14 protein-coding genes are annotated in these 25095 nt (G+C 71.2%); 3 read left to right on the plus strand and 11 right to left on the minus strand.

Annotated features, from left to right (window positions below; genetic code table 11):
* Nucleotides 1–18: 18 nt before the first annotated feature.
* The 6 genes from R3E98_01860 to R3E98_01885 all read right to left on the minus strand — a co-directional run bounded on the left by R3E98_01860 (nt 19) and on the right by R3E98_01885 (nt 10177).
* Nucleotides 19–2787 (minus strand): patatin-like phospholipase family protein, encoded by a 2769-nt coding sequence (locus R3E98_01860; protein ID MEZ4422130.1) that lies wholly within the window; start codon nt 2785–2787, stop codon nt 19–21.
* Between the two features lie 24 nt (nt 2788–2811).
* Nucleotides 2812–4653, minus strand: a complete 1842-nt coding sequence (locus R3E98_01865) for an Ig domain-containing protein (GenBank protein ID MEZ4422131.1) — start codon at nt 4651–4653, stop codon at nt 2812–2814.
* 89 nt (nt 4654–4742) lie between these two features.
* Nucleotides 4743–6476, minus strand: coding sequence for an EAL domain-containing protein (locus tag R3E98_01870; protein ID MEZ4422132.1), 1734 nt, complete (start codon nt 6474–6476; stop codon nt 4743–4745).
* A 5-nt stretch (nt 6477–6481) separates the two neighbouring features.
* The gene (locus R3E98_01875; GenBank protein ID MEZ4422133.1) at nt 6482–6919 is read right to left on the minus strand and encodes a response regulator; all 438 of its coding nucleotides are present in this window, start codon (nt 6917–6919) and stop codon (nt 6482–6484) included.
* A gap of 91 nt (nt 6920–7010) precedes the next feature.
* Nucleotides 7011–9434: a PAS domain S-box protein gene (locus R3E98_01880; GenBank protein ID MEZ4422134.1), complete on the minus strand. Its 2424-nt coding sequence runs from the start codon at nt 9432–9434 to the stop codon at nt 7011–7013.
* A 179-nt stretch (nt 9435–9613) separates the two neighbouring features.
* Entirely contained in the window at nt 9614–10177 is a 564-nt protein-coding gene (locus tag R3E98_01885) for an outer membrane beta-barrel protein (protein ID MEZ4422135.1), read from the minus strand.
* A gap of 306 nt (nt 10178–10483) precedes the next feature.
* Between R3E98_01885 and R3E98_01890 the strand changes: the two genes are divergently transcribed.
* Nucleotides 10484–12112 carry an amidase gene (locus R3E98_01890; protein MEZ4422136.1) on the plus strand — a complete coding sequence of 543 codons (1629 nt, stop codon included), beginning with the start codon at nt 10484–10486 and terminating at the stop codon, nt 12110–12112.
* Nucleotides 12113–12233: 121 nt separating this feature from the next.
* Entirely contained in the window at nt 12234–13502 is a 1269-nt protein-coding gene (locus R3E98_01895) for a 6-bladed beta-propeller (protein ID MEZ4422137.1), read from the plus strand.
* A gap of 130 nt (nt 13503–13632) precedes the next feature.
* On the opposite strand, the gene R3E98_01900 is transcribed toward R3E98_01895, so the two are convergent.
* The 3 genes from R3E98_01900 to R3E98_01910 are packed head-to-tail and all read right to left on the minus strand — an operon-like array spanning nt 13633 to nt 15638.
* Nucleotides 13633–13908, minus strand: coding sequence for a hypothetical protein (locus R3E98_01900; protein MEZ4422138.1), 276 nt, complete (start codon nt 13906–13908; stop codon nt 13633–13635).
* 18 nt (nt 13909–13926) lie between these two features.
* Nucleotides 13927–15213: a hypothetical protein gene (locus tag R3E98_01905; protein MEZ4422139.1), complete on the minus strand. Its 1287-nt coding sequence runs from the start codon at nt 15211–15213 to the stop codon at nt 13927–13929.
* A 5-nt stretch (nt 15214–15218) separates the two neighbouring features.
* Nucleotides 15219–15638 carry a hypothetical protein gene (locus R3E98_01910; protein MEZ4422140.1) on the minus strand — a complete coding sequence of 140 codons (420 nt, stop codon included), beginning with the start codon at nt 15636–15638 and terminating at the stop codon, nt 15219–15221.
* A gap of 204 nt (nt 15639–15842) precedes the next feature.
* Here R3E98_01910 and R3E98_01915 point away from each other — a divergent pair, with 204 nt between their 5' ends.
* Nucleotides 15843–18068: an NADP-dependent isocitrate dehydrogenase gene (locus R3E98_01915; GenBank protein ID MEZ4422141.1), complete on the plus strand. Its 2226-nt coding sequence runs from the start codon at nt 15843–15845 to the stop codon at nt 18066–18068.
* Nucleotides 18069–18173: 105 nt separating this feature from the next.
* Here the strand turns inward: R3E98_01915 and R3E98_01920 are convergent, their stop codons facing one another.
* Nucleotides 18174–21287 (minus strand): hypothetical protein, encoded by a 3114-nt coding sequence (locus R3E98_01920; GenBank protein MEZ4422142.1) that lies wholly within the window; start codon nt 21285–21287, stop codon nt 18174–18176.
* 91 nt (nt 21288–21378) lie between these two features.
* Complete coding sequence (locus tag R3E98_01925; protein MEZ4422143.1) at nt 21379–25062, minus strand: AAA family ATPase; 3684 nt, start codon at nt 25060–25062, stop codon at nt 21379–21381.
* Between the last annotated feature and the right edge of the window lie 33 nt (nt 25063–25095).

Consider the following 25095-nt stretch of genomic DNA (forward strand, 5'->3'; position numbering starts at 1 on the left):
CCGCGTGGCCGCGCACGGCTACCGGAGCGCGGCCCGCAGCGCGTCCCAGACGACGGCGTGCGGGTCCGTCCGCACGGCGGGGCGGCCGGGGCCGGTCTCGCGCTCCACGCCCGCGATGGCGTTCCAGGTCCGTCGCACGTCCCCGGACAGCGCCTCCGGCGCGGCATCGTCGTCGGCGCAGACCGGCAGCGGCGTCGTCTCCGCGGAATGCAGGGCGAAGATCACGTCGCGCACGGCGAGCCCGTCGACCACCGTGCGCGCGTCGGCTCCGGGCCCGCCGCGCGGTGCGCGCGCCAGCGTCACCCGCTCGGGCAGCATCCAGTGGGTCCCCAGACCGCCTTCCACCCGGAGCACCGGAGGCATCTCCAGGTAGTGCAGCCGCACCGCCTCTTCCGGGTCCTCCGCCCCCAACGCGCCGTAGAGGCGCCGGATCTCCGTGACCAGCTCCTGCATCAATTGACTCGCGAACTGCGCCGGAGCGCCGAAGCGGCTGCCCAGCCCGCGGTCCTGGTTGTAGTTGAGCGACCCGGCGGAGGCCTCCGCCACGACGATCTCGAGCGGCGGCAGGGTGCGGCCGACCGGCGAGGGGTCCGCCAGCTCGCGGGTGAGCGCATCGCGCAACGCCAACAGCAGGGAGATCACGCCGCGATTGTCGGTGGCACCGCCGTCGGTCACCCAGAAGCGTTCCCGGGTCGTCCAGGAGTCGACGGGCGCGTTGGGAAAGAAAGGCGGGAAGTTGGCGGCCAGGCCGGCGGCGCCGGCGAGCGGCACCGCGCCGTCGGCGAAGACGACATAGTCCAGCGCGTGGCCGGGGACGGCGGACGTCCGACCGGGAAACGCGGATGCGGGCGTCAGGTTCGTGAAGATCAAGCGACCGCCGGCCAGGCTGGACGTCGTCTCCCGCTCACGCAGCTCCGCGCAGGGCGGGAAGCCATCGGGATCCGTGAACGTACACACGGAGGCCGTGTCCTCTCCCGCGATGCGCAGGCTACCCGCCAACGCGGTGTTCAGGATGAAGGCCTGATCGGTGGGCAGGTCCGCCACCCGCGGGCGCGGACCCTGGAACCGACGTCCGAAGCTCTCGGCCAGGAGCTGCCCCAGGCGGGTCCCCGCCAGGATCCGCCATTCGGGCGCGCCCTCCAGCACGTCCTCGATGAACGGGTCATCCATCGTGCAACGGAATCGGGCCCAGGCGGAGTCCACGCCCGCGTCCAGGGCCTCCCGATGCGCCAGGTAGTACGCGAGCGCGGCACCACCCCCGGAGACCCCGGACAGCAGCACCACCTGGTCCAGCGCCTCCTCCCGGTGCAGGCCCTCCAGCAGGGACGTCGCGTAGAGCGCCGCCCGTGTCCCCCCACCCGACAGGGCCAGGAGCACACGGGGCGCGTCTCCGCGCGCGGGATCCCGGAACAGCAGCTCCCGCAGATCGACCGGACCTTCCGCGGTCCGGTCCGCCTGCACGACCGACGACTGCACGCCGCGTGAGAGCCACAGAGCGCCGACCACGGCCATGCCGATCAGCAGCAGGTTGGTGACGGTGAAGTACGTGCGCATGCGGGAGCGCAGCGCGGTGAGCGCATCGGGAGCGGCCCGACCCAGTCGGTCGAACAGGTCACCGCGCTCGTAGAACTGGAAGGGCGTGCGTCCGGAGGGGAGTGCCGGGCCCAGGACCACGTAGCGCGCGCCGCCGTGGATCTGCAGCACGCGCTCGCCGTCCGGCACGCGGGTCGGCGTGGGCCCGGTGAAGGGGTAGGGAACCCGTCCGACGGGGCCGCGGACGTCGGGATCGCGCAGCAGCCGGAGCAGGCGTGCGCAGAGCAGCCAGTTCAGCCAGTACTCGTAGAACCAGAAGAAGGCGTAGGCCGCCAGCAGGAACAGCGCGAGCGTGGAGCGGCGGCTGGACTCCAACACGTCCGCCACGTAGTGCACCCCTACGAAGCGTGCCACCGCCAGCGTGATCAGGGCGAGCGTCACCACGAGCTGGCCGCCCCGGAACAGGACGCGGTCCAGCAGCGACACCATCGCGTCCAGGCGAGGATGGACCGTGGCGAGGGCCAGGAAGAGCTGGGACAGCAGGAGCGCCAGGAGCCCCACCGTGCGCGGGTCCTGTCCGCGATGGAACACGACCAGCGCCAGCGAGGGCAGGAAGAGCAGCAGGAGGGGTTTCTGCAACGCCGCGTTGATCTGCCCCCGCAGGACCTCCAGCCATCCGATCTCCGGGTAGACCGGCATCGCGAACAGCTCCGTGTCCGTCAGGGCTTCGCGGAACGGTGAGGGTTCGGACGGCGGACGGAACAGCACCCGGGTCAGGCCGAACGCGACCGCGATGGCGGGAAGCAGGGCGAGCGGCGTGAGCCCCACCACGATGTGCCGGTAGAGCGTCGCGTCCACCGCGCGGGCCTCGGGCCCGGCGAGGATCCAGACGACGGCGCACAGGAGGGCCATCCACAGGAGATGCCACGCCAGGAGGCCCCGCTCGGACGCGAGGCGGCTTCCGAGCACGAGGAGCCCCACCGCCAGGCCGTACAGGGCATATGCGCCCGCGCCCCGTTCCCCCAGCCCGGGGCCGAAGACGACGAACAGCCCGAGCAAGGCGGGGAGGAGGAGCACGACGAACGGGTGCCCTTTGGGACCCAGGACGGACTCGGCCGGCCCGCCGTAGGTGCGGTTCAGCCGGAAGTCGGAGAGACGCCAGCGGCGGTCGATCGCGACCGGGAGGCAGATGAGCAAGCGCGCGAGCGCGCTGCGGTGCGCGTTCTTGGTCTGACAGTCCTGCCAATCGTACATGCCGGGCGCCTGCGTGCCTGCGGGTCAGTGGACCACGAGCGTGAAGGTACGCCGGGCCGGCGCCACGCAGCAGCCCACGAAGTCCCAGGCCTCCAGCTCGAACGTCCAGCTTCCCGCAGTGACCGGTGTGCCCGCGAGCACCACGGGCAGGCCCTGGAGGGACAGCCCCGGGGGCAGGGGGCCACTCGACGGCGTCAGCGTGAAGGCGTGCACCGGATCCACACGGGGGTCCCCGCCCACGGCGTCCAACGCCACGTGATACGGCACGCCCACGACCCCGTTCGGGAGGGAGTCGTTGAGGATCGTGATCGGCGTGCCGGTCGTAGCGGAGTCGACGCCCGTCCGGACGGTTCCACGGGCGTAGGTCAGCACCCATTCGAACCAATAGCGGCTGGAGGGTTCCAGGCCGCCGAGCTCGTGCTGGAACGCCGGCTGACTGCCCCCGGCAAACCCGCCGTAGCCGGCTCCGAAGGGGTACACCGTGCCGAGCGCGGGCGTGGGCCCGTACTCGAGACGGAGATCGAACATCCCGATGTTGCCGCCGACCTCGTCTCCGTGGAGTTCCACGAAGAAGCTGGTCGCGGTGATGGGGCTGTTCGAGGGGGGTCCCCACGTACGGCCGCTGAAGGTGCCGCCCAGCACCGTCACGGCGACGGAGGCCGTATCCGCCAGCCCGCCCGGATCGGTGGCCACCACCTCGATCGAATACGAGCCCGCCTCGTGCTCCTGCGGAGTCCAGGTCACGTCCGTTCCCGTGCCCAGGACACCGCCGAGCGGAGGATAGCCGCGCCAGCGCCATTCGATCTGCGCGCCGGCCAGAGGTCCGGTCTCCGGATCCAGCGCGTCCGCGCGCAGCCGGATCGGCGTGCCCACCGCGAAGGTCTCGTTCACGCCAGGCTGGAGGATCCGCACCGTGGGAGGCGCGGGGGGCGGGGGAGGAGGGGGTGCCGCGAGGATCTCGAGCTGCACGGGCAGATCACGGCCGGTCGCGGCGTCCGGGGCGCCCACGCGCACGACCGCCGTGTACAGGCCCGACGCGAGGCCCGACGTGTGCGCCCGCAGCGCCAGGGTGGTCGGCGTCCGCGATCCCTCGAGGCGCGCGTCGAGCCAGGGGACGGGAGCCACCGTCTCCACCACCAGCCCCTCGACCACCGCGTCGGGAAGGGTCGCGACGAGCACGTCGGCGGCGAGGGTGTCCGTGGAGCCGTCGGCCGTCTGCCACGTGATGGCTCCGGGGTGCAGCACGAGTGCCGGGCGCGGCTGCACCGCCACTGCGGTCGCGGCGCTCCATCGGCCCGGGCGTCCTGCGCTCGTGCGGCCTCGCACCCGTACGCGCCACGAGCCGCTCGAGTCGAAGGCCAGCGTCGCGGAGGGTCCGCTCACGGAGGAGGACCGCCCGTCGGCGAAGAGGCTGTCCCGACCCCAGACCCAGTCGTAGGTCCCGGCACCGGGGAGCGGGGGCACCGTGAACGAGGCCGAGCCCCCTTCCGTGGGCACGTCGGACGGGGTCGGTGCAGCCGGCACGAACGACGTCAGCACGAGCGTCACGTCGGTGGGGATGCCCGCCCCGACATCGACGTCGGTGCTGCCCAGCGCCCACACGGCGTCGTCCGCGTCCCAGGCCTCGGCGTGCACGGCGTAGCGTCCCGGTCGCAGCCCCGGCACCGTCGTGGCGGTGGCGCCGTCGAGCGGTCGCGTCCGGTCGGAAGGCCCCCGCAGCACCAGCTCCCCGCGGTCGGGCGCGATCGCACCGGTCTCGGCGGCCAGGCGGACGAGCAACGTCCCCGTGTCGGGGGCGGTGCTTCCACGGTCGCATGCGCCCAGCGTGGAGACGATCAGCGCCGCGGGGAGGGATCTGGAGCGCATGGACGTGTCCGGGGCCGGAGGAGTGCCAGACGAGAAGGCCTGCCTCAGTCTAACGCCTCCGTGCGACGGCGCCCGCGCGTCGCGAGGGTTCAGCTCGGGGCCGGCGGCTCCCCTTCCTCCAGCAGTACGGGAAGGCCGGTCCACGATGCCATCCAGGCAGAGAAGGCGCCCGGGGGTTGCGGGGGCGCGATGAGATTGCCCTGTACCGCGTCACACCCCAGCGCCCGCAGGCGGTCCAGCACCGGCGCCGTCTCCACGCCTTCCGCGACGACCCGCAGCCCGAAGTTGTGGGCCAGGTCGATCACGGCCTTCACGATGAACTCGTCGGTCCCGCGCTCGACGTCCACGATGAACGAGCGGTCGATCTTGAGGACGTCGATGGGGAGGCGCGACATGTAGGTGAGCGAGGAGTATCCGGTGCCGAAGTCGTCGAGCGCGATGCCGACGCCCATGCCGTGGACGCGCGCGAGGACCTCGCTGCCTCGGGTGGCATCGGCCATCAGCACCGTCTCCGTGATCTCGAACTGCAGCCAGTCCGGGCGTGCACCCGCATCGGCGAGGATCCGTGCGACCTGGTCGGGCAGGTCGTCCTCCAGGGAACGGGCGGACAGGTTGGCCGACAGGCGCAGCGGCAAGCCTGCGGCCCGCCAGGCTGCGCACTGGCGCAGGCCGGTTCGCAAGACCCAATTCGTCAGCTGCCGGATCGAGCCGGTCTGTTCCGCGATCTGGACGAAGCGCTCCGGCGCCAGCGGCCCATGTTGCGGGTGGGCCCACCGGGCGAGCGCTTCGACCCCCAGCACCGCTCCCGTGCGCAGGTCGACCAGCGGCTGGTAGTGGAGTTGCAGATCGTCGGAGGCGATCGCCTGCACCAGCTCGGCCCCCATCGAGAGCCGGAGCGGGCTGTGGCGATCCAGGTGCGGCGCATACACCGAGGCTCCGCTCCGTTGCTCCTTGGCCAGATACATCGCGACGTCGGCGCGTTGCAGCAGCGTGTCCGGTGAGGCGCCGTGCTGGGGATAGAGCACCACGCCGAGGCTGGCCCGCACCTCCAGGCGCTGGCCTTCCACGGCGATGGGAGGCTCCAACGCCTCGAGCAGCTTCCGGGCGACCACGTCCGGACCCTCCTGCGCGAGAGAGGGGAGGAGAAGCGCGAACTCGTCTCCGCCCAGGCGGGCCAGGGTGTCCGATTCCCGGAGCACGGCGCGTAGGCGGGTCGCCACCTGCTTGAGCACGAGATCCCCCGCGTGGTGTCCGAGGGTGTCGTTGATCTCCTTGAAGTGGTCCAGGTCGAGCACCATGAGCGCGAACGTGCGCTGCTCTCGCCGCGCGAGCGCGAGGGCCTGCTCGAGTCGGTTGCGGAACAGGGCCCGGTTGGGCAGGTCGGTCAGCTCGTCGTAGTAGGCCAGGTACTGGATGCGCTGCTCCATGTGCCGGCTCTGCTTGCGGACCGAAGCCTCCCGCAGCTCGCGCTCGATGGCGGGCACCAGGCGCCGCAGGTTTCCCTTCATCAGGTAGTCATGCGCGCCGCTCTTCATGGCGTCCACCGCGGTATCCTCCCCCAGGGTGCCGGACACGAAGATGAACGGCAGATCCAGCCCCCGAGCCGTCACCAGACGCAGGGCCTCGGTGCCCGTGAATCCCGGCATCGAGTAGTCGGCGATGATGAGATCCCAGGCCCGGCGATCCAGGGCGTGGACGAGACTGTCGGCCGAGAAGACGCGTTCCCAATCCACGTCGAACCCGCCCTTGCGCAGCTCCCGGATGACGAGCAGCGCATCGTTCTCGGAATCTTCGACCAGCAACAAACGGAGCGGTTGGGCCATGATGTCTAGATCGGCGGAGGCTCGTTGAGGGACAGCCAGTAGGCGGAGAGCTGTCGGATCACGTCCAGGAACTCGTCGAAGTCGACGGGCTTGCGGATGTAGCTGTTGGCGCCGGCGAGATAGCCTGAACGGCGATCCTCCTCTTCCCTGGAAGAGGTCAGGATGACGACCGGGAGCAGGCGGGTGCGGGTGTCCTGACGCAGGCGCCGCAGCACGTCGAGGCCACGGATCTTCGGCAGGTTGAGGTCGAGCAGGACCAGGGAAGGCAGGGGGGGCAGCGCCTCTTCGGGCTCCCGACCCGGCCCCAGCAGATACGCCAGGGCAGCGGCCCCGTCCCGGGCCACCGTGACTTCGGCGGTGATGGCGTTGCGACGCAGGGCCCTCATGGTGAGCTCCACGTCGTTGGGCTCATCCTCCACGAGGAGGATGCGCACTTCGTTCATCCGCGCCCTCCGCAATGCGAGGGGATGCCCGGGTCCTGGAGGGACGTCCGGAACGCTCGAAGAGGGGGGATCGGACGCTCGCAAGATAAGGCTACGCTCCGTTGGAAGCCAACGCGGTCGAAGGACGCATCGCGTCGTCCGAGCTCCCCGCCCCGGTCGGGAGCGTGAAGAAGAAGGTGGCGCCTACGTCCGGTTCTGCTTCCACCCAGATGCGCCCCCCGTGTCGGGCGACGATGCGGCTGACGGTGGCCAGGCCTACACCGGTGCCCGGAAACTCGGTATCGGGGTGCAGGCGCTGGAAGGCGCCGAAGACGCGATCGGCGTACGCCATGTCGAAGCCGACCCCGTTGTCGCGTACGAAGTAACGGTCGCCCTCGGTGGTCTCGACCACGCCGAATGCGATCCGTGCGGGGGAGCGCTCGGAGGAGAATTTCCAGGCGTTGCCGAGCAGGTTCTCGAGCGCGATGCGCAACAGGGGCGGGTCACCGAGCGCCTCCACCCCGGGTTGGATGTCCACGAGGACCTCCCGCGCGGGCTCGTCCTGGGCGAACGCTGCAGCGATCTCCATGGCCAGGCGACTCATGTCCACGACGTGCCGGTGCAGGGGCGTCCGCGTCACGCGCGCGAGGGCAAGGAGCGCGTCGATCAGTTCACCCATGCGCTGGGTGGAGGCCCGGATGCGGTGCAGGTGTTGCTGCGCCTCGGGGGGCAAGTCGCGGAGGTGATCCTCCAGGAGCGCCACGCTGAAGCCGTCGATGTGGCGCAGCGGCGCACGGAGGTCGTGGGAGACGGAGTACGAGAACCGCTCCAGCTCCCGGTTGGCCAGCTCCAGCTCGTTCGTTCGCTCCTGGACCCGCTGCTCCAGACGAGCATTGAGGTCCCGGATCTCCTGTTCGCTCCGCTTGCGGAAGGACAGGTCGAAGACCGAGCTGAGCACCAGCAGACCTTCGTCCGTGTCGATGGGGCTCAAGCCGATCTCGACGGGGAACTCCGTTCCGTTCTGTCTGCGCGCGTACAGCTCGCGACCGGCCCCCATCATGCGGGGTTGCGGCTGACGCGTGTAGCCGTGACGGTCCTCCTCGTGGTAGCCGCGGAAGCGGTCCGGAACCAGCACCTCGATGGGCCGGCCGACGAGCTCGTCCTGCCGATACCCGAACATGCGCTCGGCCGCCGCGTTGAGCGAGGCGACGGTGCCGTCGCGCCACGTGGCGATGATCGCGTTCGGAGCCTGCTCGACGAGGAGGCGGAACCGCTCCTCCGCCCGTTCGCGCTCGCTCAGGTCGGACAGGAAGGCACTGTAGGTGCCTCCGTGCGTGGGACTGGCCCGGGTCAGCACCAGCTCGACAGGGATCTCCGACCGGTCCCGGTGCAGCGCCCGGACCTGCACCCGCCGATCCAGGAACGGCGTCGGGTCGTCACGGAGCGCGTCGACAACGGCAGCGGTCTCGGGGTCCGTCGGAGCCTGGGGGAGCAGGAGCCGGCCCAGCGTGCTGCCGAGCGCTTCCGATCCGGCCCACCCGAACAGGCTCTCCGCACGAGGATTCCAGTAGGTGATGGCCCCTCGTGCATCGAATCCCACCACGGCGTCGAGGGCGCCGTCCAGGATCGAGCGCATGTGTGCTTCGCGCTGGCGGAGCGTCTCGTCCGCGAGGCGCCGGGCCGTCTCCGCCCGCTGCAGGCGACGCGCGCTGATCAGGATCACGGTCGACAGCACCACGATGGTCGCGATCGCCATGAGCGCAACGCCGAACTCGGTGTTCCACCAGCCCAGGCGCTGGCCCCACAGCCGCAGCCATCCCACGCCGACCGGCACGAGGACGGTCGCGACCAGGAGGCCGCGGATCGCCTTGTTGCCCGCGGCGTCGCTCATCAGCACGCCCGAGACCAGGTTGCTGCGGTCCGCCAGGAGGAGGCCGAGCGCGAGCAGGAAGTGCAGCAACGCCGTGTGCACGGCCATCGCCGAGTGGGAGCCGATCGAGTAGAGGGAGCCCAGGTCGTAGAGGTACGCGATCAGCGTGACGCCCGACAGCAGGAGCGCGACCGTCGCGAACGGCCAGACGAAGAAGCGGGACCTGCGGCCGAGCAGGAGCGACACGCCGATGCCGAACGCGAGGAAGCAGGTGGCCGTGAGGGGAGACATCCGGCCGGGTGTGCCGGAGATCAAGACGTCCCGGTCCGGGACCAGGAGCTCATCCAGGCCCAGCGTGGTCCCGAGCACGTCCTGGCTCACGGTGAGGAGCGCCAGGAGCACGACAGCGCCGGCGAGCGTCGCCACCAGCGCGGCCCGGAAGCGAGGGCGGGCTCCGACCGCGACGAGCGCCGACCCCGACAGGATGAACCCGAGGGCGGTGTTCGCCTTCATGGACGCGACCCCGGGGAAGGGCGCGCGCAGGACGGGAAGATCGGCGAACCAGGCGACCAGGACGAGCCCGCCACCCAGCGCGACGAGGGCTCCCAGGGCCCGACTCAGGGGTTCGAGCCGTCGAGCCCGAGGGCGCGGGGGATCGGTGGTCACCACGTGGACTCCAGCACCGAGGGGGTACGGAACCCCCGCGGGGCGGATGGTGCGGATCGGTTCAGCCTGGCCAAACCCACAGAGAAAGAGCTATCGGCTCCGGGAACGGATTTCAAGGGACTGTGCATCGGAGTGGGGGCGGCCGCCCGAAGATGGGCGAACCGCCGCCACACCCGACGCTAGAAGTGGATGTGTCCGCCCAGATCCACCACGAAGAAGCGCATGGTGGCGTCATTCTCCTCGTCGGCGAAGTCCGCCTCGTAGCCGTACAAGCGGAAGCCGGGGACCAGCGAGAAGCGAGGCGAGAGCGCCAGGTCGACGCCGGCGCCTACCTCGAAGCCCGGCGCCCAGTCCGAATCGGAATCCTCGATCTCCGTCTGGTGCAGGATGACACCTCCGCGGATCCAGGGCAGGGCGCTGCTTCCTTCCTGCGCGAAGCCCAATTTCACACCCGCATCCACTCCGCGACCGCTGCGGTCGCCGACACACGCGTCGCCGTCGCAGTTGAACCGGTACCAGGAGCCACCGGCGTAGACGCTGGCGGAGCGTGCGAACGCGTACATGACGTCCGCGCCGGCGGACAGGCCGGCGGTTTCGTCGTTGTCCGAGATGTCGCCGATGGGGATCGCCGCACCTACCCGTCCTTCGATGGACCAGGGGTTGACGATCTGGGCGGCGGTGGGAGTGGCGAGGCCGGCGGCCGCGCTCGCGGAGCAGCACAGAGCCAGGATCGCTCTGGTCATGGTCGGGTCCTCCCGTCGTTGAGGGGCCTGCGATCGATCGGCCGAAGCCCGGGGGGCGGCGTGACGGCCGGAGGAAGACAGGGGCAGGGCCGGTGCCCGACGGCCCGGCTGCGTCCCGCGGGGGCCCCGGAGCGGCCGGAATCGGCGCCGCGACGCCAGATCCGGCGGTTCGACCCCCGCTCCGGGGCCGGAAGAACCTTCCGGGTCCGACGCGCGGGTCGGGCCGGAGTGAAACACGGTGGGATGGCTGCGGAGCCCGACCACCGGGACTACGTTGATCTCGACCCGCATCCAGGAGGATCGACCATGGAACGTCGGCGTTTCTTCGGCACCACCGTCGCAGGAGGCGTGGGGATGGCGCTCTCCACCACCGGCTGCGGACCGGCCCCGACCCCCGCTCGGGGGGGTGCCCCCGCCGCGCAGACGGTTCCGCCGTTCGAACTGGACGAGGTCACCGTCGACCAGCTCCAGCGCGCGATGGACAGCGGCGAGCGCTCGGCGCGCAGCATCACGCAGCTGTACCTCGAGCGGATCGAGGCGCTCGATCGCCAGGGCCCGGAGCTCGGGTCGGTCATCGAGGTGAACCCGGAAGCGCTGGAGATCGCCGAGGCCCTCGATGCGGAGCGTCGGGAGCGCGGTCCCCGCGGTCCGCTGCACGGCGTTCCGGTCGCGCTGAAGGACAACATCGACACACACGACCGGATGACCACCACCGCGGGCTCGCTCGCGCTCGAGGGCTCCATCGCGCCGCGCGATGCCTTCATCGTGGAGCGGCTGCGCGCCGCCGGCGCCATCGTGCTCGCCAAGCTGAACATGAGCGAGTGGGCGTACTTCCGCGGCGAGCGCGCCACCTCGGGCTGGAGCGGCAGGGGAGGGCAATGCCGCAATCCGTACGCGCTGGACCGCAATCCCTGCGGATCCAGCTCGGGCTCGGGCGCGGCTGCGTCCGCGAACCTGGCCGCGCTGACCATCGGCACGGAGACGGGCGGGTCGATCATGTGTCCGTCCTCGAGCAACGGGGTGGTGGGCATCAAGCCCACGGTGGGCTTGTGGAGTCGGTCCGGGATCATCCCCATCTCGCACTCGCAGGACACGGCGGGTCCCATGTGCCGCAGCGTGCGGGACGCAGCGCTGCTTCTCGGCCCGCTGACGGGTGTCGACCCTCGGGATGAGGCCACCCTCGCCAGTGAGGGGCGCTTCCACGCGGACTACACGCAGTTCCTGGACGCGGGCGGGCTGCGCGGGGCGCGCATCGGCGTCGCGCGCAGCTTCGGGGGCTTCGACCCACGCATCGTCACCCTGTTCGACGAAGCGATCGAGGCGATGCGGGCCGAGGGTGCGGTGATCGTCGATCCCGCGAACCTCGAGCAGTCCAACTGGAACGACAATCTGCCGTTGCTGCTGCTGGAGTACGAGTTCAAGGCCGATCTGAACGCCTACCTGGCCACGCTGGGCCCGGAGGCACCGGTCCGGACCCTCGCCGACATCATCGCCTTCAACGAGCGCAACGCGGACCGCGAGATGCCCCACTTCGGGCAGGAGCGCATGATCGCCGCCGAAGCGCGCGGCCCGCTCACGGACCGCGACTATCTGGACGCCAAGCGGATCATCCAGCGCGCGAACCGCGAGGACGGCATCGACCGCCTGATGGATCAGCACGGTCTGGATGCGATCGTGGCGCCTACCCGCGACCTCCCCTGGCCCACGGACCACATCAAGGGCGACCGTTCCGACGGAGGGAGCTCCGCGGGCCCGGCCGCGATCGCGGGCTATCCGGACATCAGCGTCCCCATGGGCTTCGTGAAGGGCCTGCCCGTCGGCATCTCCTTCTTCGGCAGGGCCTGGAGCGAACCGGTCCTGCTCCGCATCGCCTACGCCTACGAGCAGGCCACCCACCACCGTCGCGCCCCGACCTTCGCCCCGACCCTGGGCTGAGCGAGCGGCGGTCCACGCCGTGCTTGCGCCTGGCTCCCAGGCATGGCAGCATAGCCGCATCTCTGTGTATGGTGCGACACGCGGGGTGTCGGTCCTGGGATTGCGCCAAGGAGGAGCGGTGGTGCCGGGTAGGTCGGAGGGGCTACGACGTAGTGCGGCGACCCTGCTGCTCGGCGCGGTGGCGGCCTGTGGCGGCGTGGAAGGGACCGCCGATTCCGGCGCGGGGGTGCGCGTGACGGACAGCGCCGGCGTGGCCATCGTCTCGAACGAGGGGCCGCTCCTCACCGGTGCCGACCGCTGGGTGGTCGACCTCGGCGAAGAGGGCCGGTACGGCTACGGGGACGACCCCGACGAGGGGCTGATGTTTCCGATGGCCGCGCGCAGCCTGTCCGACGGCCGCGTCGTGGTCGGCGACCAGGGGACCCGACAGCTCAAGCTCTTCTCCCCCGACGGCCGCTTCCTGCAGTCGGTCGGGCGCGATGGCGAAGGGCCCGGGGAGTTCCGGAGCGTGTTCGGGCTCTGGGTCACCGCGGGAGACACCCTGGTGGTGTGGGACATCGCCTTGGCGCGGCTCACGCGCTTCGACGCCGCCGGCCGGCACATCGCCTCGCGGGCGCTGCCCGGAGACCCGACCCCGCCGGTCCTGTTGGGTCTTCTCCCGGATGGTTCGCCGGTGGGCACATTCCCGGCGGAGGACGCGTTCGAAAGCGCCATGACGCGACCGCCCGGTACGCGGATCCAGACGCAGGACGCCCTCGCCCGCTTCGACGGGGCAGGCCGCGCGCCGAGTACGATCGCGAGCAGGCCGGGGGACGTGCTGGAAGTGACGCGCTTCGAAGGCGCGCCCGCGATCGGGTCTCCCCGCTTCAGCCCGCAGCCCACGTGGGCACTCCACGACGCGCGGATCTTCTACACGCCGGCCGCATCGTTCGAGGTGCAGATGCTGGACGGGAACGGTGCGCTGCAGTGGATCACCCGCCGCCCGGAGGGAGACCTCCGCATCACGGACGAGATGATCGCGGCCTACAAGGCCTGGGCGATCCGGTTGGAGGAGGCCAATCCCGACCGGTTCCGAGGCACCCGCGCCCGGATGGAGGACGCCGTCTTCCCGGAGCGCAAGCCGTCCGTGGGCACCCTCCTCGTCGACGCGCGCGGCAACGTCTGGGCCCGCCCGGTCGATATGCCGTTCGACTCCCTGGCGGACTGGTCCGTCTTCTCGCCCGAGGGCCGCTGGATCACGGACGTGACCGTGCCAGGGATGCCGTGGACCATCCTGGAGATCGGAGATGCGCACCTGCTCGCGCGCACCACGGACGCCTTGGACGTCCCGTACATCGTGCGCGTGCCGCTGCGCAAGCCCGGCGGCACACCGAGCGCGGGAGCTCGCTGAAGACCGGTCGTACCGGACGGCGCTGCGGAGCAAGGGGTCGGACCCGGACGGCGTGGTGCGGTCGCCTCCGCGCGACCGGGCGTCCCGCTCGAGGTGTCCAACCAGCATCTGCCGGTGCTGGAGGCCGGTCCTACTTCCCGTCGGTCAGGCGCGCCGCCAGCGTGCCTCCGTCGCCCGGGAGCAGGACGACGGCCTCGTTCGCGGGCACCGAGCACTTCACGGCCATCGCGGGCGCGCCCGCCGCCACCGTATAGAACCGCGTCGGTTGATCCTCCGGACGCGCGATGGCCATGCGCCCGTCGGCGCCGTGCGCGGCCAACCAGACCATCACGGTCTCGGCGGCACCCGTGAGGTTCACGTAGAGCAGGGTGCGCGCGGACGCGATGCAGAGCGGCGTGATCTCCATCGTGTGGACCCGTCCTCCTTACTTGGTGGCGTCGGTGGGATCGACCCGGAAGTCGGGCTTGAGCGTCCAGCCGAGCACCAGGTGGGTGTTGAGGCGCGAATAGGCGTCGAGGACGTCGCTCTCATACGCGACGGCGGGCCAGCCCAGCTCGCGCAGCAGGCGGAAGCGCTCCAGGTCGATCCAGCGGATCATGGTCTCCCGTAGTCCGCCGAGCGCCACCAGCACGGACGCGTAGACCAGCCGTGCCAGGAGGGCTGCCGCGATCAGGAGCAGCAGGGGCCGCAGGTCGAAGGCGAGCGTGGCCGGCCCCAGCGCGCCCAGGGCTTCGTGCAGCTCGGCGGCCACGATCCACACCATCACACCGACAAGCGCCGCCAGCACGTTGACGAGGGCATCCACGGCGTGACGCGCTTCGGCGACCTCGGTGCGGGCCTTGTCGGACAACACACCCCACAGACGCGTCCAGAGCGCTGCGGTCGGCATCCCGAAGCGCCGCTCGGCGTAGTCGTCGAGCGCCGCCAGACGATTGCCGAAGCGGGTCGGCTGCATCCAGCTCAGCTCCTGCGGATAGGCGCTGCGTGCGCGGCGGGCGCGGGCCATGCGGCCCTCCGCGATGCCCTGCGCGACATCCAGGATGCGCTCCGTGCGCGGACTGGCGCTCCACTCCCGCCACCACACCAGCTCCGCCTCCAGATCGGCATCGTGCACCTGCGCCGGGGTGTCGTCCTCCGGCGCGGGCACGAGCGAGGCCCGTTGCAGGGGCAGGAGCGCGTCGGCCAGCCCCGCCACCCAGTCCGGGTCCAGGTCGCGTCCGTCCGCCTGCGCGGCCAGCACCGCCGACCGCGCCCGGGCTGCGGACGCCTTCCACTCGGGCGCGGCCCCGGGCATGCCCTCGACGGGGATCGCGACGAACCGGCCGTCCGGGCTCCACTTCAACGCCGTGTGGCGGTCGGACCACCGCTGACGTTCCGCTTCGAGCGCCTCGGCCCGGGCCACCGAGCGGGTGAGCAGCGCGTCGTGGACCGGGCCGAGCGGGACCTCGGCCAGCAGGTACTGGAGCCCGCCCTTGGCGGCCAGGAACAGGAAGGCCAGCACCAGGATGAGCAGGACCGGCCAGGTCGCGGCGGCCCAGGAGGCGGTGAACGCCGTGACGGTGGCGCCCAGCCCGTCCAGACCTCCGAACCCGGTGCGATAGAGGTGGATCCCCCCGGCGAGGATGAGCGCCGGCGCCAGTCCGGCCGCGAGGAAGCTCCGGTCGATGAGCTTGCCGACGGCGCTGGTGACGGATTCCAGGATCGCGTTCACGCGGGTCAGACTTCGTGCAGCGAGCAGGGGTTCTCATCGGTGAAGTGACCCACGACCGAGCACCAGTGCTGCCGGTGCCGCTCACCCCAGGCGACGATGGCGCGCTCGATCACGTCCTCCACTCCGGCGCGCCGCAGGTTGCCCAGCAGCAGCCGGACCGGGACCCGGGCCAGGGCGATCCCGGTCGGGCCCCGCAGCTCGACGAGCTGTCCGGGCGGGCGGGCGACGGCGGCCGCGACGGCCTCGGCCATCCGGCTCCCCGCCGACAGGACGGTCGGCGCATCGGGTGCGGGCTCCTGCCAGCCCTCGAGCTCGGCGCGCGAGAGGCCGAGCGCGCCCCCGAGCGTCGAGGCGAGATCCGGGTCGCCCTGGTCGGGTCGGCGGATCGGAACCTCGAACCCCTCCGCGTCGCGCGCTTCGCTCATGATCGCTCCAGCGTCCGAAGTGGGGGCCGGGCCTGCGGCCCGTCGCGGGCCGGACGCGGGGGAGGGTAGGGAGGGAGGACGGGCCGTCGCAACCGACATCCCTCCACCCGGGATCCTCGAGACCCGCGCATCGCCTTGTCGCCCGCCGCCCCGCCGGGGCATGTTGGGCGCCGGAACCGCTCCCGCCCTCTGGACCCGGACGCCATGAGCACGACACCGCCGATCCTGTACACCTGGACCGATGAGGCCCCGGCCCTGGCCACGTACGCCTTCCTCCCCGTCATCCGGGCCTTCGCCGGTGCCGCCGGCGTCCCGGTGGAGACGCGGGACATCTCGTTGGCCGGGCGCATCCTGGCGGTGTTCTCCGACCGGCTCGAGCCGGCCCGCAGGGTCCGCGACGACCTCGCGGAGCTGGGCCGCCTGGTGGAGACGCCGGAAGCCAACGTCATCAAGCTTCCGAACGTGAGCGCGTCCATCCCGCAGATGAAGGCGTGCATCGCGGAGCTGCAGGCGAGGGGCTACGCGCTGCCCGACTATCCGGACGAGCCCTCGACGGACGAGGAGCGCGACATCCGTGCGCGCTACGACAAGGTGAAGGGGAGCGCCGTGAACCCCGTGCTGCGCCAGGGCAACTCCGACCGCCGCGCACCCCGGTCGGTCAAGGAGTACGCGCGCGCCAACCCGCCCCGCATGCGGGCCTGGCCGGAGGACTCGGGCACCCACGTCGCGACGATGGGGAGCGGGGACTTCCGGAGCAACGAGCGCTCCGTGACGCTGACGGCGGCCACCACGGCGCGCATCGAGCATGTCGCCGAAGACGGGAACGTGACCGTGCTCAAGGACGGACTGGCGCTGAAGGCCGGCGAGGTGCTCGACGCCACCTTCATGAGCAAGCGGGCGCTGGTCGCGTTCCTGACGGAGCAGGTGCAGGACGCCAAGGCCCGGGGTGTGCTGTTCTCGCTGCACCTCAAGGCCACCATGATGAAGGTCTCCGACCCCATCCTGTTCGGTCATGCGGTACGGGTCTTCTTCGCCGATGTCTTCCGTGCGCACGGCGCGACGCTGGAGCGGATCGGTGCCGACCCCAACAACGGCCTCGGCGACGTGCTGGGCAAGATCCGCCAGCTTCCCGAAGACCAGCGGTCGGCGATCGAGGGTGCGATCGCGCAGGCCTACGCGGACGGGCCCGCGCTCGCGATGGTCAACTCCGACAAGGGCATCACCAACCTGCACGTCCCGAGCGACGTGATCATCGACGCCTCGATGCCGCCCCTGATCCGCGACTCCGGTCGGATGTGGAACGCGGCCGGCGCGCTCCAGGACACCAAGGCGGTGATCCCGGACTCCAGCTACGCGGGCATCTACGACGCCGTGGTGCGGGACTGCCAGGCGCATGGGCAGTTCGACCCGTCCACCATGGGCAGTGTCCCGAACGTGGGCCTGATGGCGCAGAAGGCCGAGGAGTACGGGTCGCACGACAAGACCTTCGAGATCGCGACCGCGGGGACGGTGCGCATCGTGGACGCCGAGGGGCGCACGCTGCTGGAGCACGCCGTGGAGCCCGGCGACATCTGGCGCGCGTGTCAGACCAAGGACGCGGCCATCCGCGACTGGGTCAAGCTGGCGGTGACGCGCGCCCGGGCCAGTGGCGCCCCCGCCGTGTTCTGGCTGGACCGCGCGCGCGCACACGACGCCGAGCTCATCACCAAGGTGGAGCGCTACCTGGCGGACCACGACACGAACGGCCTGACGCTCGAGATCCTCGCGCCCGTGGACGCCATGCGCTACTCGCTCGAGCGCATCCGCCGGGGAGAGGACACCATCTCCGTCACCGGCAACGTGCTGCGCGACTACCTGACGGACCTCTTCCCGATCCTGGAGATCGGAACGAGCGCGCGCATGCTGTCCGTCGTCCCGCTACTCAACGGCGGAGGCCTGTTCGAGACGGGTGCGGGCGGCTCCGCACCCAAGCACGTGCAGCAGTTCCAGGAGGAAGGGCACCTGCGCTGGGATTCGCTCGGCGAGTACATGGCGCTGGCCGCGTCGTTCGAGCATCTGGCGGATGGGTTCCAGGCCCCGGGGGCCCGGGTCCTGGCGGACGCGCTGGATGCCGCCGTCGCCGACTACCTCCGCCACGATCGCTCGCCGGGTCGCGACGTGGGTCAGCTCGACAATCGCGGAAGCACGTTCTACCTGACCCTCTACTGGGCTCGGGCGCTCGCGGCCCAGACGGAGGACGCGGCGCTGGCGGACCGCTTCCGGCCCGTCGCCGAAGCGCTGTCCGCCAACGAGGCACGGATCGTCGAGGAGCTCAACGCCGCACAGGGTCGCGCCGAGGATCTCGGTGGCTACTACATGCCCGATCCCGCGCGGGCGGACGCGGCCATGCGGCCCAGCCCGACGCTGAACGGGGTGCTGGAGGGGGTGTAGCGGGCGCGAGGCCCGGCCTCGTGGCCGGGCCGAAGCGTCCGGATACGACGAGGGGGCGGCGCGGTGGCCGCCCCCTCGCGTCGTATGGGGAGAAGGTGCGCTCGCTCACCCCCCCACCGGCCGCACCGGCTCGACCGGCGGGCCGTGGATGCCGTTCCGGGCCAGCAGGTCGTAGAGCTCCGGCAGGGTCGTCTCGATGGCCGTGTTGAGATCGGCCACGACCGCGTCCAGGTCGGGTCGGATGCCTTCGAAGGTCTCCTGCTGCTGTGCCGTCGGGGGCGACTGCGAATTGATCATCTGCGACTTGAGGCCGTTCAGCCGGTTGCGCACGGGCGGGAGGGAGGGCGCCTCCTCCTCGTCGTCGTTCCCGCCGGGGCCACCCAGCAGGCGCCGACGGAGCTCCGCCACCTCCGCCTTCACGGCGTCGGTGCGCTCCTTCACGGCGGCCGGTGCGTCCTCACGCTCCGAGACCCACTGCGCGGCCGCGTCCACGCGGTCACGCAGGGCGTTCACGGCGTCGGCGGCATCGGCCGCCGTCTTCTGCAGGGCCGTGAGCGACACCAGCATGTCGTAGCGGCGCCGCCGGTCGGCGTCCGCCACCGTCACCCTCGCGTCTCCACGCACCTGCACGGTCGTGGTGTGCTCGGCACTCCCGGTATTCAGCGTCACCCGGTACTCGCCAGGGATCACCAACGGTCCCAACTCGGAGAGGTTGAGCGCACCGGCGAGTCCCTCGCCCAGCTCCCCGAACGGTTCTGCGCGCAGATCCCACACCACGCGGTGCAGCCCCGCGTCGGCGGAGCCCTTCAGCTCGCGCACGGTGGCGCCGGAGCGGTCGGCGATGGTCAGCGTCACCGAATCGTCCGTCGCGCCTCCCAGCCAGTAGTCCAGGTAGGCGCCGAACGCGGGGTTCTCGGCCCGATAGTCGCGGCCCCCGAGGAACCAGCCGTTCTCGTTGGGGATGAACTGCCGCGCCGGGCGCGGATCGAACAGGTGGCTGCCGGCGGCCAGCACGGTGGGCGACATCTGCTGCAGCGAGGAGATGTCGTCGTACACCAGGAAGCTCCGACCATGGGTGGCCAGCACCAGGTCCCGGTCCCGCGGATGGACCACCAGGGCGTAGACCGCGACGGTGGGCATCGTGGGCCAGGCTGTCCAGTGCGCGCCGCGGTCCAGCGAGGAATACAGCCCGAACTCCGTGCCCAGGTGCAGGAGGTCGGGGTTGAAGGGATCCTCCTCGATCACGTAGACCGGTCCCCGCTCCAGGTTGGAGGCGATCGAGCGCCAGCTCTGGCCGTAGTCCGTGCTCACGAACACCCAGGGACGGAAGTCGTTGCTGCGGTGTCCGTCGAAGCTGGCGTACACGGTCCCTTCGGAGGCGCGCGAAGGCGTGAGACGGCTCACGTACAGCAGGGGCGCCACGCCGCGGATCCGGTCGGTCAGGTCGGTCCAGGTGGCACCGCCGTCGCGGGTGACGTGCACGGTGCCGTCATCGGTGCCCACGTACAGGAGGTCGGCGTCCAGCGGCGACTCGGCCAAGGCCGTGATGTTGCCGAAGGACGCCATGCCGTCGTGGCGGGACAGCGCGATGTCCTCCCCGCGCACGCCCATGATCTGCAGCGTGTCGCGGTCCAGCGCCCGGGTCAGGTCCGGGGAGATGGGCGTCCACGAGTGCCCGCGATCGGTGGAGCGGAAGACCCGGTTGCCGCCGGTGTAGAGCGTCGTGGAGTTGTGGGACGACACGACGATGGGCGTCGTCCAGTTCCAGCGCAGCTCGCCCTCCTCGGGCGGGACCTGCGGCATGATGGACGTGCGTTCGCCCGTCCTTCGATCGTAGCGGACGATGCGCCCGTTCTGGCAGTTCGTGTACATGGTCTCGTCGTCGCTCGGATCGACCGCCACGAACATCCCGTCGCAGGCCAGCATCTGGTACCAGTGCTCGTTGGCGATGCCCTGCCGGTCGCGCACCGCGCTGGGCCCGCCCCAGGTGGCGTTGTCCTGCATGCCGCCGAAGATGTGGTAGGGCTCCTGCATGTCCACGGCGACGTGGTAGAACTGCCCGATGGGATAATTGTTCAGGTGCTCCCAGGTCGCCGCCTTGTCGCGGCTCACCCAGATGCCCCCGTCATTGCCGTCGATGAGGTGTCGGGAGTTGGAGGGATCGATCCAGAACGCGTGGTGGTCGAGGTGCACGCCCGGCGCGCCGTCGTCCCGGAAGGTCCTGCCGCCATCGTCCGAGATGTGGAGCTGCACGCCGCCCACGTAGATCCGGTCGTCGTCGTTGGGGTCGACCCGGATCTGCGAGAAGTACATCGGCCGCGGGTTGAGCGGGCTCATGCGGGTCCATGACCCACCCTTGTCCTCGGAGCGATAGACGCCGCCGTCCTCCTCGGCCTCCACGATCGCGTACACGACGTTCGGGTCGCTCCGGTAGATGTCGAGCCCGATCCGCCCGGTGGCTCCGTCCGGCAGCCCGTTCGTGAGCTCTGTCCAGGTGCGACCGCCGTCCACGGTCTTGAAGATCCCTCCGGCCTCGTTGCCGCCGTTGAAGCCCCAACCGGTGCGCTGCCGCGCGTAGGCGGCGGCATAGAGCGTCTTCGGATTGAGCGGGTCCATGGCCAGATCGATGGCACCGGTGTGCTCGTCGATGGCCAGGACATGCTCCCATGTGCGACCGCCATCCATGGTGCGGAAGACACCGCGCTCGGGGTTGGGGCCCCACAGGCGGCCCACGGCGGCGACGTAGACGATGTCGGTGTCGAGCGGATGGACCACGATCCGCCCGATGTGGTGCGTCTCGGCCAGCCCCATGTGCGTCCAGGTACGGCCGCCGTCCGTGGACTTGTAGATGCCGTCCCCCCAGGAGGAGCTTTGCCGGTTGTTGGCCTCGCCCGTGCCCACCCAGACGATGTCGGGGTCGTTCGGATTGATGGCGACGTCTCCGATCGAGACCGTGTTCTGTCGGTCGAAGACGTTCTCCCAGGACGTGCCGCCGTTGACGGTCTTGAGCAGCCCGCCGGATGCCGAGGCCGCGTAGAAGATGGACGGATCCGCCTCGTAGACCGCGAAGTCCACCGTGCGGCCGCCCATGGTGGCCGGCCCGACCGCGCGAGGCGTGTAGGCCTCCAGGACGGACTCCGGGATCTGTGCCGCGGCTGGAGTGGCCAGGGCGGCGGTAAGGACGAGGGGCGTCAGGCGCGTGCGGAACGGCGCGGACATCGTAGGGCCTCCGGAAGGGTGGACGCCCGGCAGATTGGACGGGAGGCGGGGGAGGGGCAAGAGGAGGGGCGCTTGCCACGCCCTCCGGGCGTCAGGACGGCCCGTCCGGCACTCCGTCCGTGCTGTAGCGGATCCCCTCCCAGAGGGTCACGTCACGCACGTACATCTCGGTGTCGACGGCATGGCCGTGGATCCCCACCCGCCAGTCGAGATCCGCCCGGATGGGGAAGGCGTCCCGCGTGACGAGCACCACCTGGCGGTCGACGACCACGCTGGTCTCGCCGTCCGCGCGGACCTGCAGGGCGACGTGGTGCCACTGGTCGTCGCCGAGGTCGCCGGTGTCCGCGATGCGCGGCAGGAGGCCCTGTCGGCTCAGCCCGGCTCGCGTACTGTCCCATTTCGCAAGCTCGCCCAGGGGGTAGACGAGGCAGCTGTACCGTTCGGCCTGGAGCACGATCGTGTCCGCGTCCGAGGAGAGGAGGCAGAGTTCCCAGCGCTGTCGGTCGCGCCGTGTAGAGCGATACCGGATGCGCATCTCCAACGTGAACCCACGGGCCAGGCGAAAACGCTGCCGGGAGATGATCCCATCCGAGTACCGACCGTCCCCGAGCAACCTGAGCGCCGGCCCGTCGGCGAGAGACACGGCCCGGGGCTGCGGGTCGCCGCGCTCCTGCCACTGTGCGAGAGAGGCATCCGTGAACCGGTCCAGCAGCAGCACGTCCTCCCGAGGCTCGCCCCGCACGTCCACGACGACAGTGTCGTTCAGCCAGGAGGCATAGTCCGCCACGATCCCGGTCCGCCCCGGTCCGTTGCCCGAGATGCGTCCCAGGCTGTCCACGGACGCGATGTTGGCATCGAGCGAACGCCACTGCACCTCCTCAGGGACCCATTCCTCTCCGACCCACGAACGGAGGCGCGCTGTTGCGTTGACCGAGTCGCCCCATGGGATCACGACCGAGTCGGGAAGGACGGCGAGAGAAGCAGGAGCCCGGGGTGCGCGGACCGGGAGCCAGGAGAGGTTTCCGGAATTGGCGGCTGTCCCCGAGATGCGCGCGAGGACGAGATTCGCTCCGCGGCGCAGATCGCGGATCTCGATCTCGGGGAGCCCGGTCGTCCCGCGTGTGGTTCCTGCGACGGCCACTCCGTCGCCGAAGCATACCACCGGTGCCGGCATCCGCTCCGTGGACAGCACCTCCCACTCGCCGGTGTCGGTGTCGACAACGATCCACCCACTCTTCCAATGGTCGAACACACCGACCACCGCATGGCGGGAATCGGCGCACCAGGCCGGCGCTGTCGACGTGGTGAACGGCTCCACGGCGCGGCTCCAGAGCCGCGTCCCGGATGGACTGAGCAGCACAAGCGAATCGACCGCAGCCGTGAGTACCGCGAGGATCCGTGTCCCGTCCGGCGACCATGCCCCAGCGATCTTGTCCGTCCCCGTCACCAGCGGACGGACGGCGCCGTCCTCGCGTACGAGCTGGAGGTCCAACGCGTACGGATCGCGGACGCCGTTCTCGCTCGCCACCAGCAGCGTGTGTCCGTCCGCGGATGCGCCCAGGGCCGCGTCGTCGCCCTCCGAGTCGTAGCGCACCGCCGTGCCCCGAGGTGTGAGCTCCACCGCCGCGGGCTGCAGCTCCTGTCGATCCCACGTCGCATACCACCGCACACCGTCCTCCGGCGTCCGCACCGCCCGCACGTGCCGGAGCAGGGGATCGAACGCCGGTGCCCACCCCAGCACCTCCTCCGCGGGCTGCACGACCCACGGACCCCCGTCCCGCTCGGGCGCGCGGATGGCCAGGACGCCGTCCGGTCCGTAGGCGATGAGATGCCCCTCGCCGAACGGGAAGGGGGGTTGCGCGTTCTGCCAGCGCACGAAGCCCAGCCACCCGAACACCAGTGTGGCCAGGACCACGATCCCGGCCAGACGGCGCAAGGCGGAAGCCTCGGAGCCGGCGGGGCGCCCCGCGTCCTGGGCGCGCAAGGCCACCTCGCGCAGGCTCTCGTGGACGAACACGAGGCGGCCTCCCTCCGTGCGTTCGACGAGCCCCCGCTCGAGCAGGTCCTGCACCACCCGTTCGAACTCCGCGGGCGCGACTCCGAACGACGCCGGAGGATCATCGGCGGCCGCTGAGCCTCCGCTGGCGAGCGTGGTCGCCACCTGTCGGGCCTCCGCGGAGAGCCGTCCGAATCGTTCGGTCAGGAGGTCCGCCAGGGAGCCCAGCTCCACGCCCGCGCGTTCGATCTGCCGCGCGTCCAACACCCACCGATCTTCCCGGCGCGCGATCCAGCCGCGCTCGCGCAGCGCCCGAAGAGCGGCTGCCAGGTGGAGCGGCAGGCCCGCGGTCAGCCGGTGCAGCTCCTGCGCCACCCGCGGGTGGGTGTCGGGAGGATCGACGTCCATTGCGCTGTCCACCGCCTCGGCGACCTGGTCCAGGGTCAGAGGCCGCAACCGGACACGGGCCACCTCCTCGCCGTCCAGGAGCCCGCGCAACGCGTCCAGACCGCGGCGTTCGAGCGGATCGGCGGCCGACAGGAGCAGCAGGCAGCGCGCGTGCGTGAGACGTAGGAAGGTGCGTCCGAAGACCGCCTGCGAGTCGGGATCCATCCAGTGCACGTCGTCGATCGCGACGACCAGCGCGTTCTCGCCGGAGACCGCATCGATGAGGTCGCGCAACGCACCCGAGAGGGGCACGCTCTCCAGGGCGGCCAGCTCCGAGGATCGCGGCGACCCCGGCAGCAGGATGCGGAGCAGCTCATCCGACGCGGCGTGGATGCCGGCTGCGCCGGGCAGGGCCAGGAGCGCCTCGGCCAGGTCCGCGACCGCGCCGAAGCGGTGACGCTCATCGCCCGCGTGGAGACGCAGGCCCAGCCAGGTCGCGGACCCGGCGAGGGAGCGGCGCGCCTCGGCGAGCAGGCGACTCCGTCCGATCCCGGGCGGGCCGGCCAGCAGGCCGACGCGGGTGATGCCTCGCCCCGCATCGCGGGACAGCGCCAGGAGCTGCGCCAGGTCCGTGTTCCGGCCCACCAGAGGCAGCTCCGGCGCGCCGTTGGATACGCTCGCGCGGGCCTGCGTCGACAGGGAGATGCGCCGCTCAAACTCGCGCGCCTGCTCGCGCGCCTCTCCCGTCGGCTCGAGGTCGCGGAAGAGGTCGGAGAGGGCCTGGCGCGCCTCCTCCACCCGACCCTGATCCAGAAGCGCTTCGATCAGCGACAATCGCACCGGTTGCGACTCGGGATGGATCCGGGCGGCATGCCCCAGCAGGAGACTCGCGCCTTCCACGTCGCCGGCCGCCCGCGCGCCGAGCGCCTCGTCGTGCAGTGCGCGGGCCAGGCGGCGGGCCAGGTCCAGGCGGCGCTCCTCCACCCAGTCCATGAAGGGAGCGGCATCGGGGAGCGAGAACCCCGCGAGAAAGGGACCGCCGTAGAGGTCCAGGCACGCGGAGGGACGCCCATGCGAGAGGCAGTGTTCCAGGGCCTCGAGGTCCACGTCCTCAGGAGTGAGCGCCACGCGCACCGGATCGTCGCCGAGGACCACGTCCGGGCCGAAGCGACTCCGCAGGTGATACAGCGCCTGCCGGACCGACTGGCGCGCGCGGGACCGCTCGCTCGCCGGCCACAGGAGCTCGGCCATCTCGTCGCGCGCGACATCACGGCGCTCGACGGCGAGGTACAGGAAGAGCGCGAGCGGCTTCCCGGCCAGCGTCTGGTCGGCGCCCGGGGCTCGGGCCTCCGCGCCCCCGAGCGTGCGGATGTGCACCCTGGGCGGCGTCACCGCCCCCCCTCCGCCGGGGGCGCCGTCCGGCGT

This window comes from Gemmatimonadota bacterium (assembly GCA_041390125.1).
Classification (GTDB): Bacteria; Gemmatimonadota; Gemmatimonadetes; order Longimicrobiales; family Gaopeijiaceae; genus JAGQIF01.

Bases quoted from the DNA above. Each gene is read 5' to 3' on its own strand.
- R3E98_01865 (MEZ4422131.1), bottom strand. From the start codon at position 4,653: ATGCGCTCCAGATCCCTCCCCGCGGCGCTGATCGTCTCCACGCTGGGC.
- R3E98_01915 (MEZ4422141.1), top strand. From the start codon at position 15,843: ATGAGCACGACACCGCCGATCCTGTACACCTGGACCGATGAGGCCCCG.
- R3E98_01910 (MEZ4422140.1), bottom strand. From the start codon at position 15,638: ATGAGCGAAGCGCGCGACGCGGAGGGGTTCGAGGTTCCGATCCGCCGA.
- R3E98_01860 (MEZ4422130.1), bottom strand. From the start codon at position 2,787: ATGTACGATTGGCAGGACTGTCAGACCAAGAACGCGCACCGCAGCGCG.
- R3E98_01885 (MEZ4422135.1), bottom strand. From the start codon at position 10,177: ATGACCAGAGCGATCCTGGCTCTGTGCTGCTCCGCGAGCGCGGCCGCC.
- R3E98_01920 (MEZ4422142.1), bottom strand. From the start codon at position 21,287: ATGTCCGCGCCGTTCCGCACGCGCCTGACGCCCCTCGTCCTTACCGCC.
- R3E98_01875 (MEZ4422133.1), bottom strand. From the start codon at position 6,919: ATGAACGAAGTGCGCATCCTCCTCGTGGAGGATGAGCCCAACGACGTG.
- R3E98_01870 (MEZ4422132.1), bottom strand. From the start codon at position 6,476: ATGGCCCAACCGCTCCGTTTGTTGCTGGTCGAAGATTCCGAGAACGAT.
- R3E98_01890 (MEZ4422136.1), top strand. From the start codon at position 10,484: ATGGAACGTCGGCGTTTCTTCGGCACCACCGTCGCAGGAGGCGTGGGG.
- R3E98_01900 (MEZ4422138.1), bottom strand. From the start codon at position 13,908: ATGGAGATCACGCCGCTCTGCATCGCGTCCGCGCGCACCCTGCTCTAC.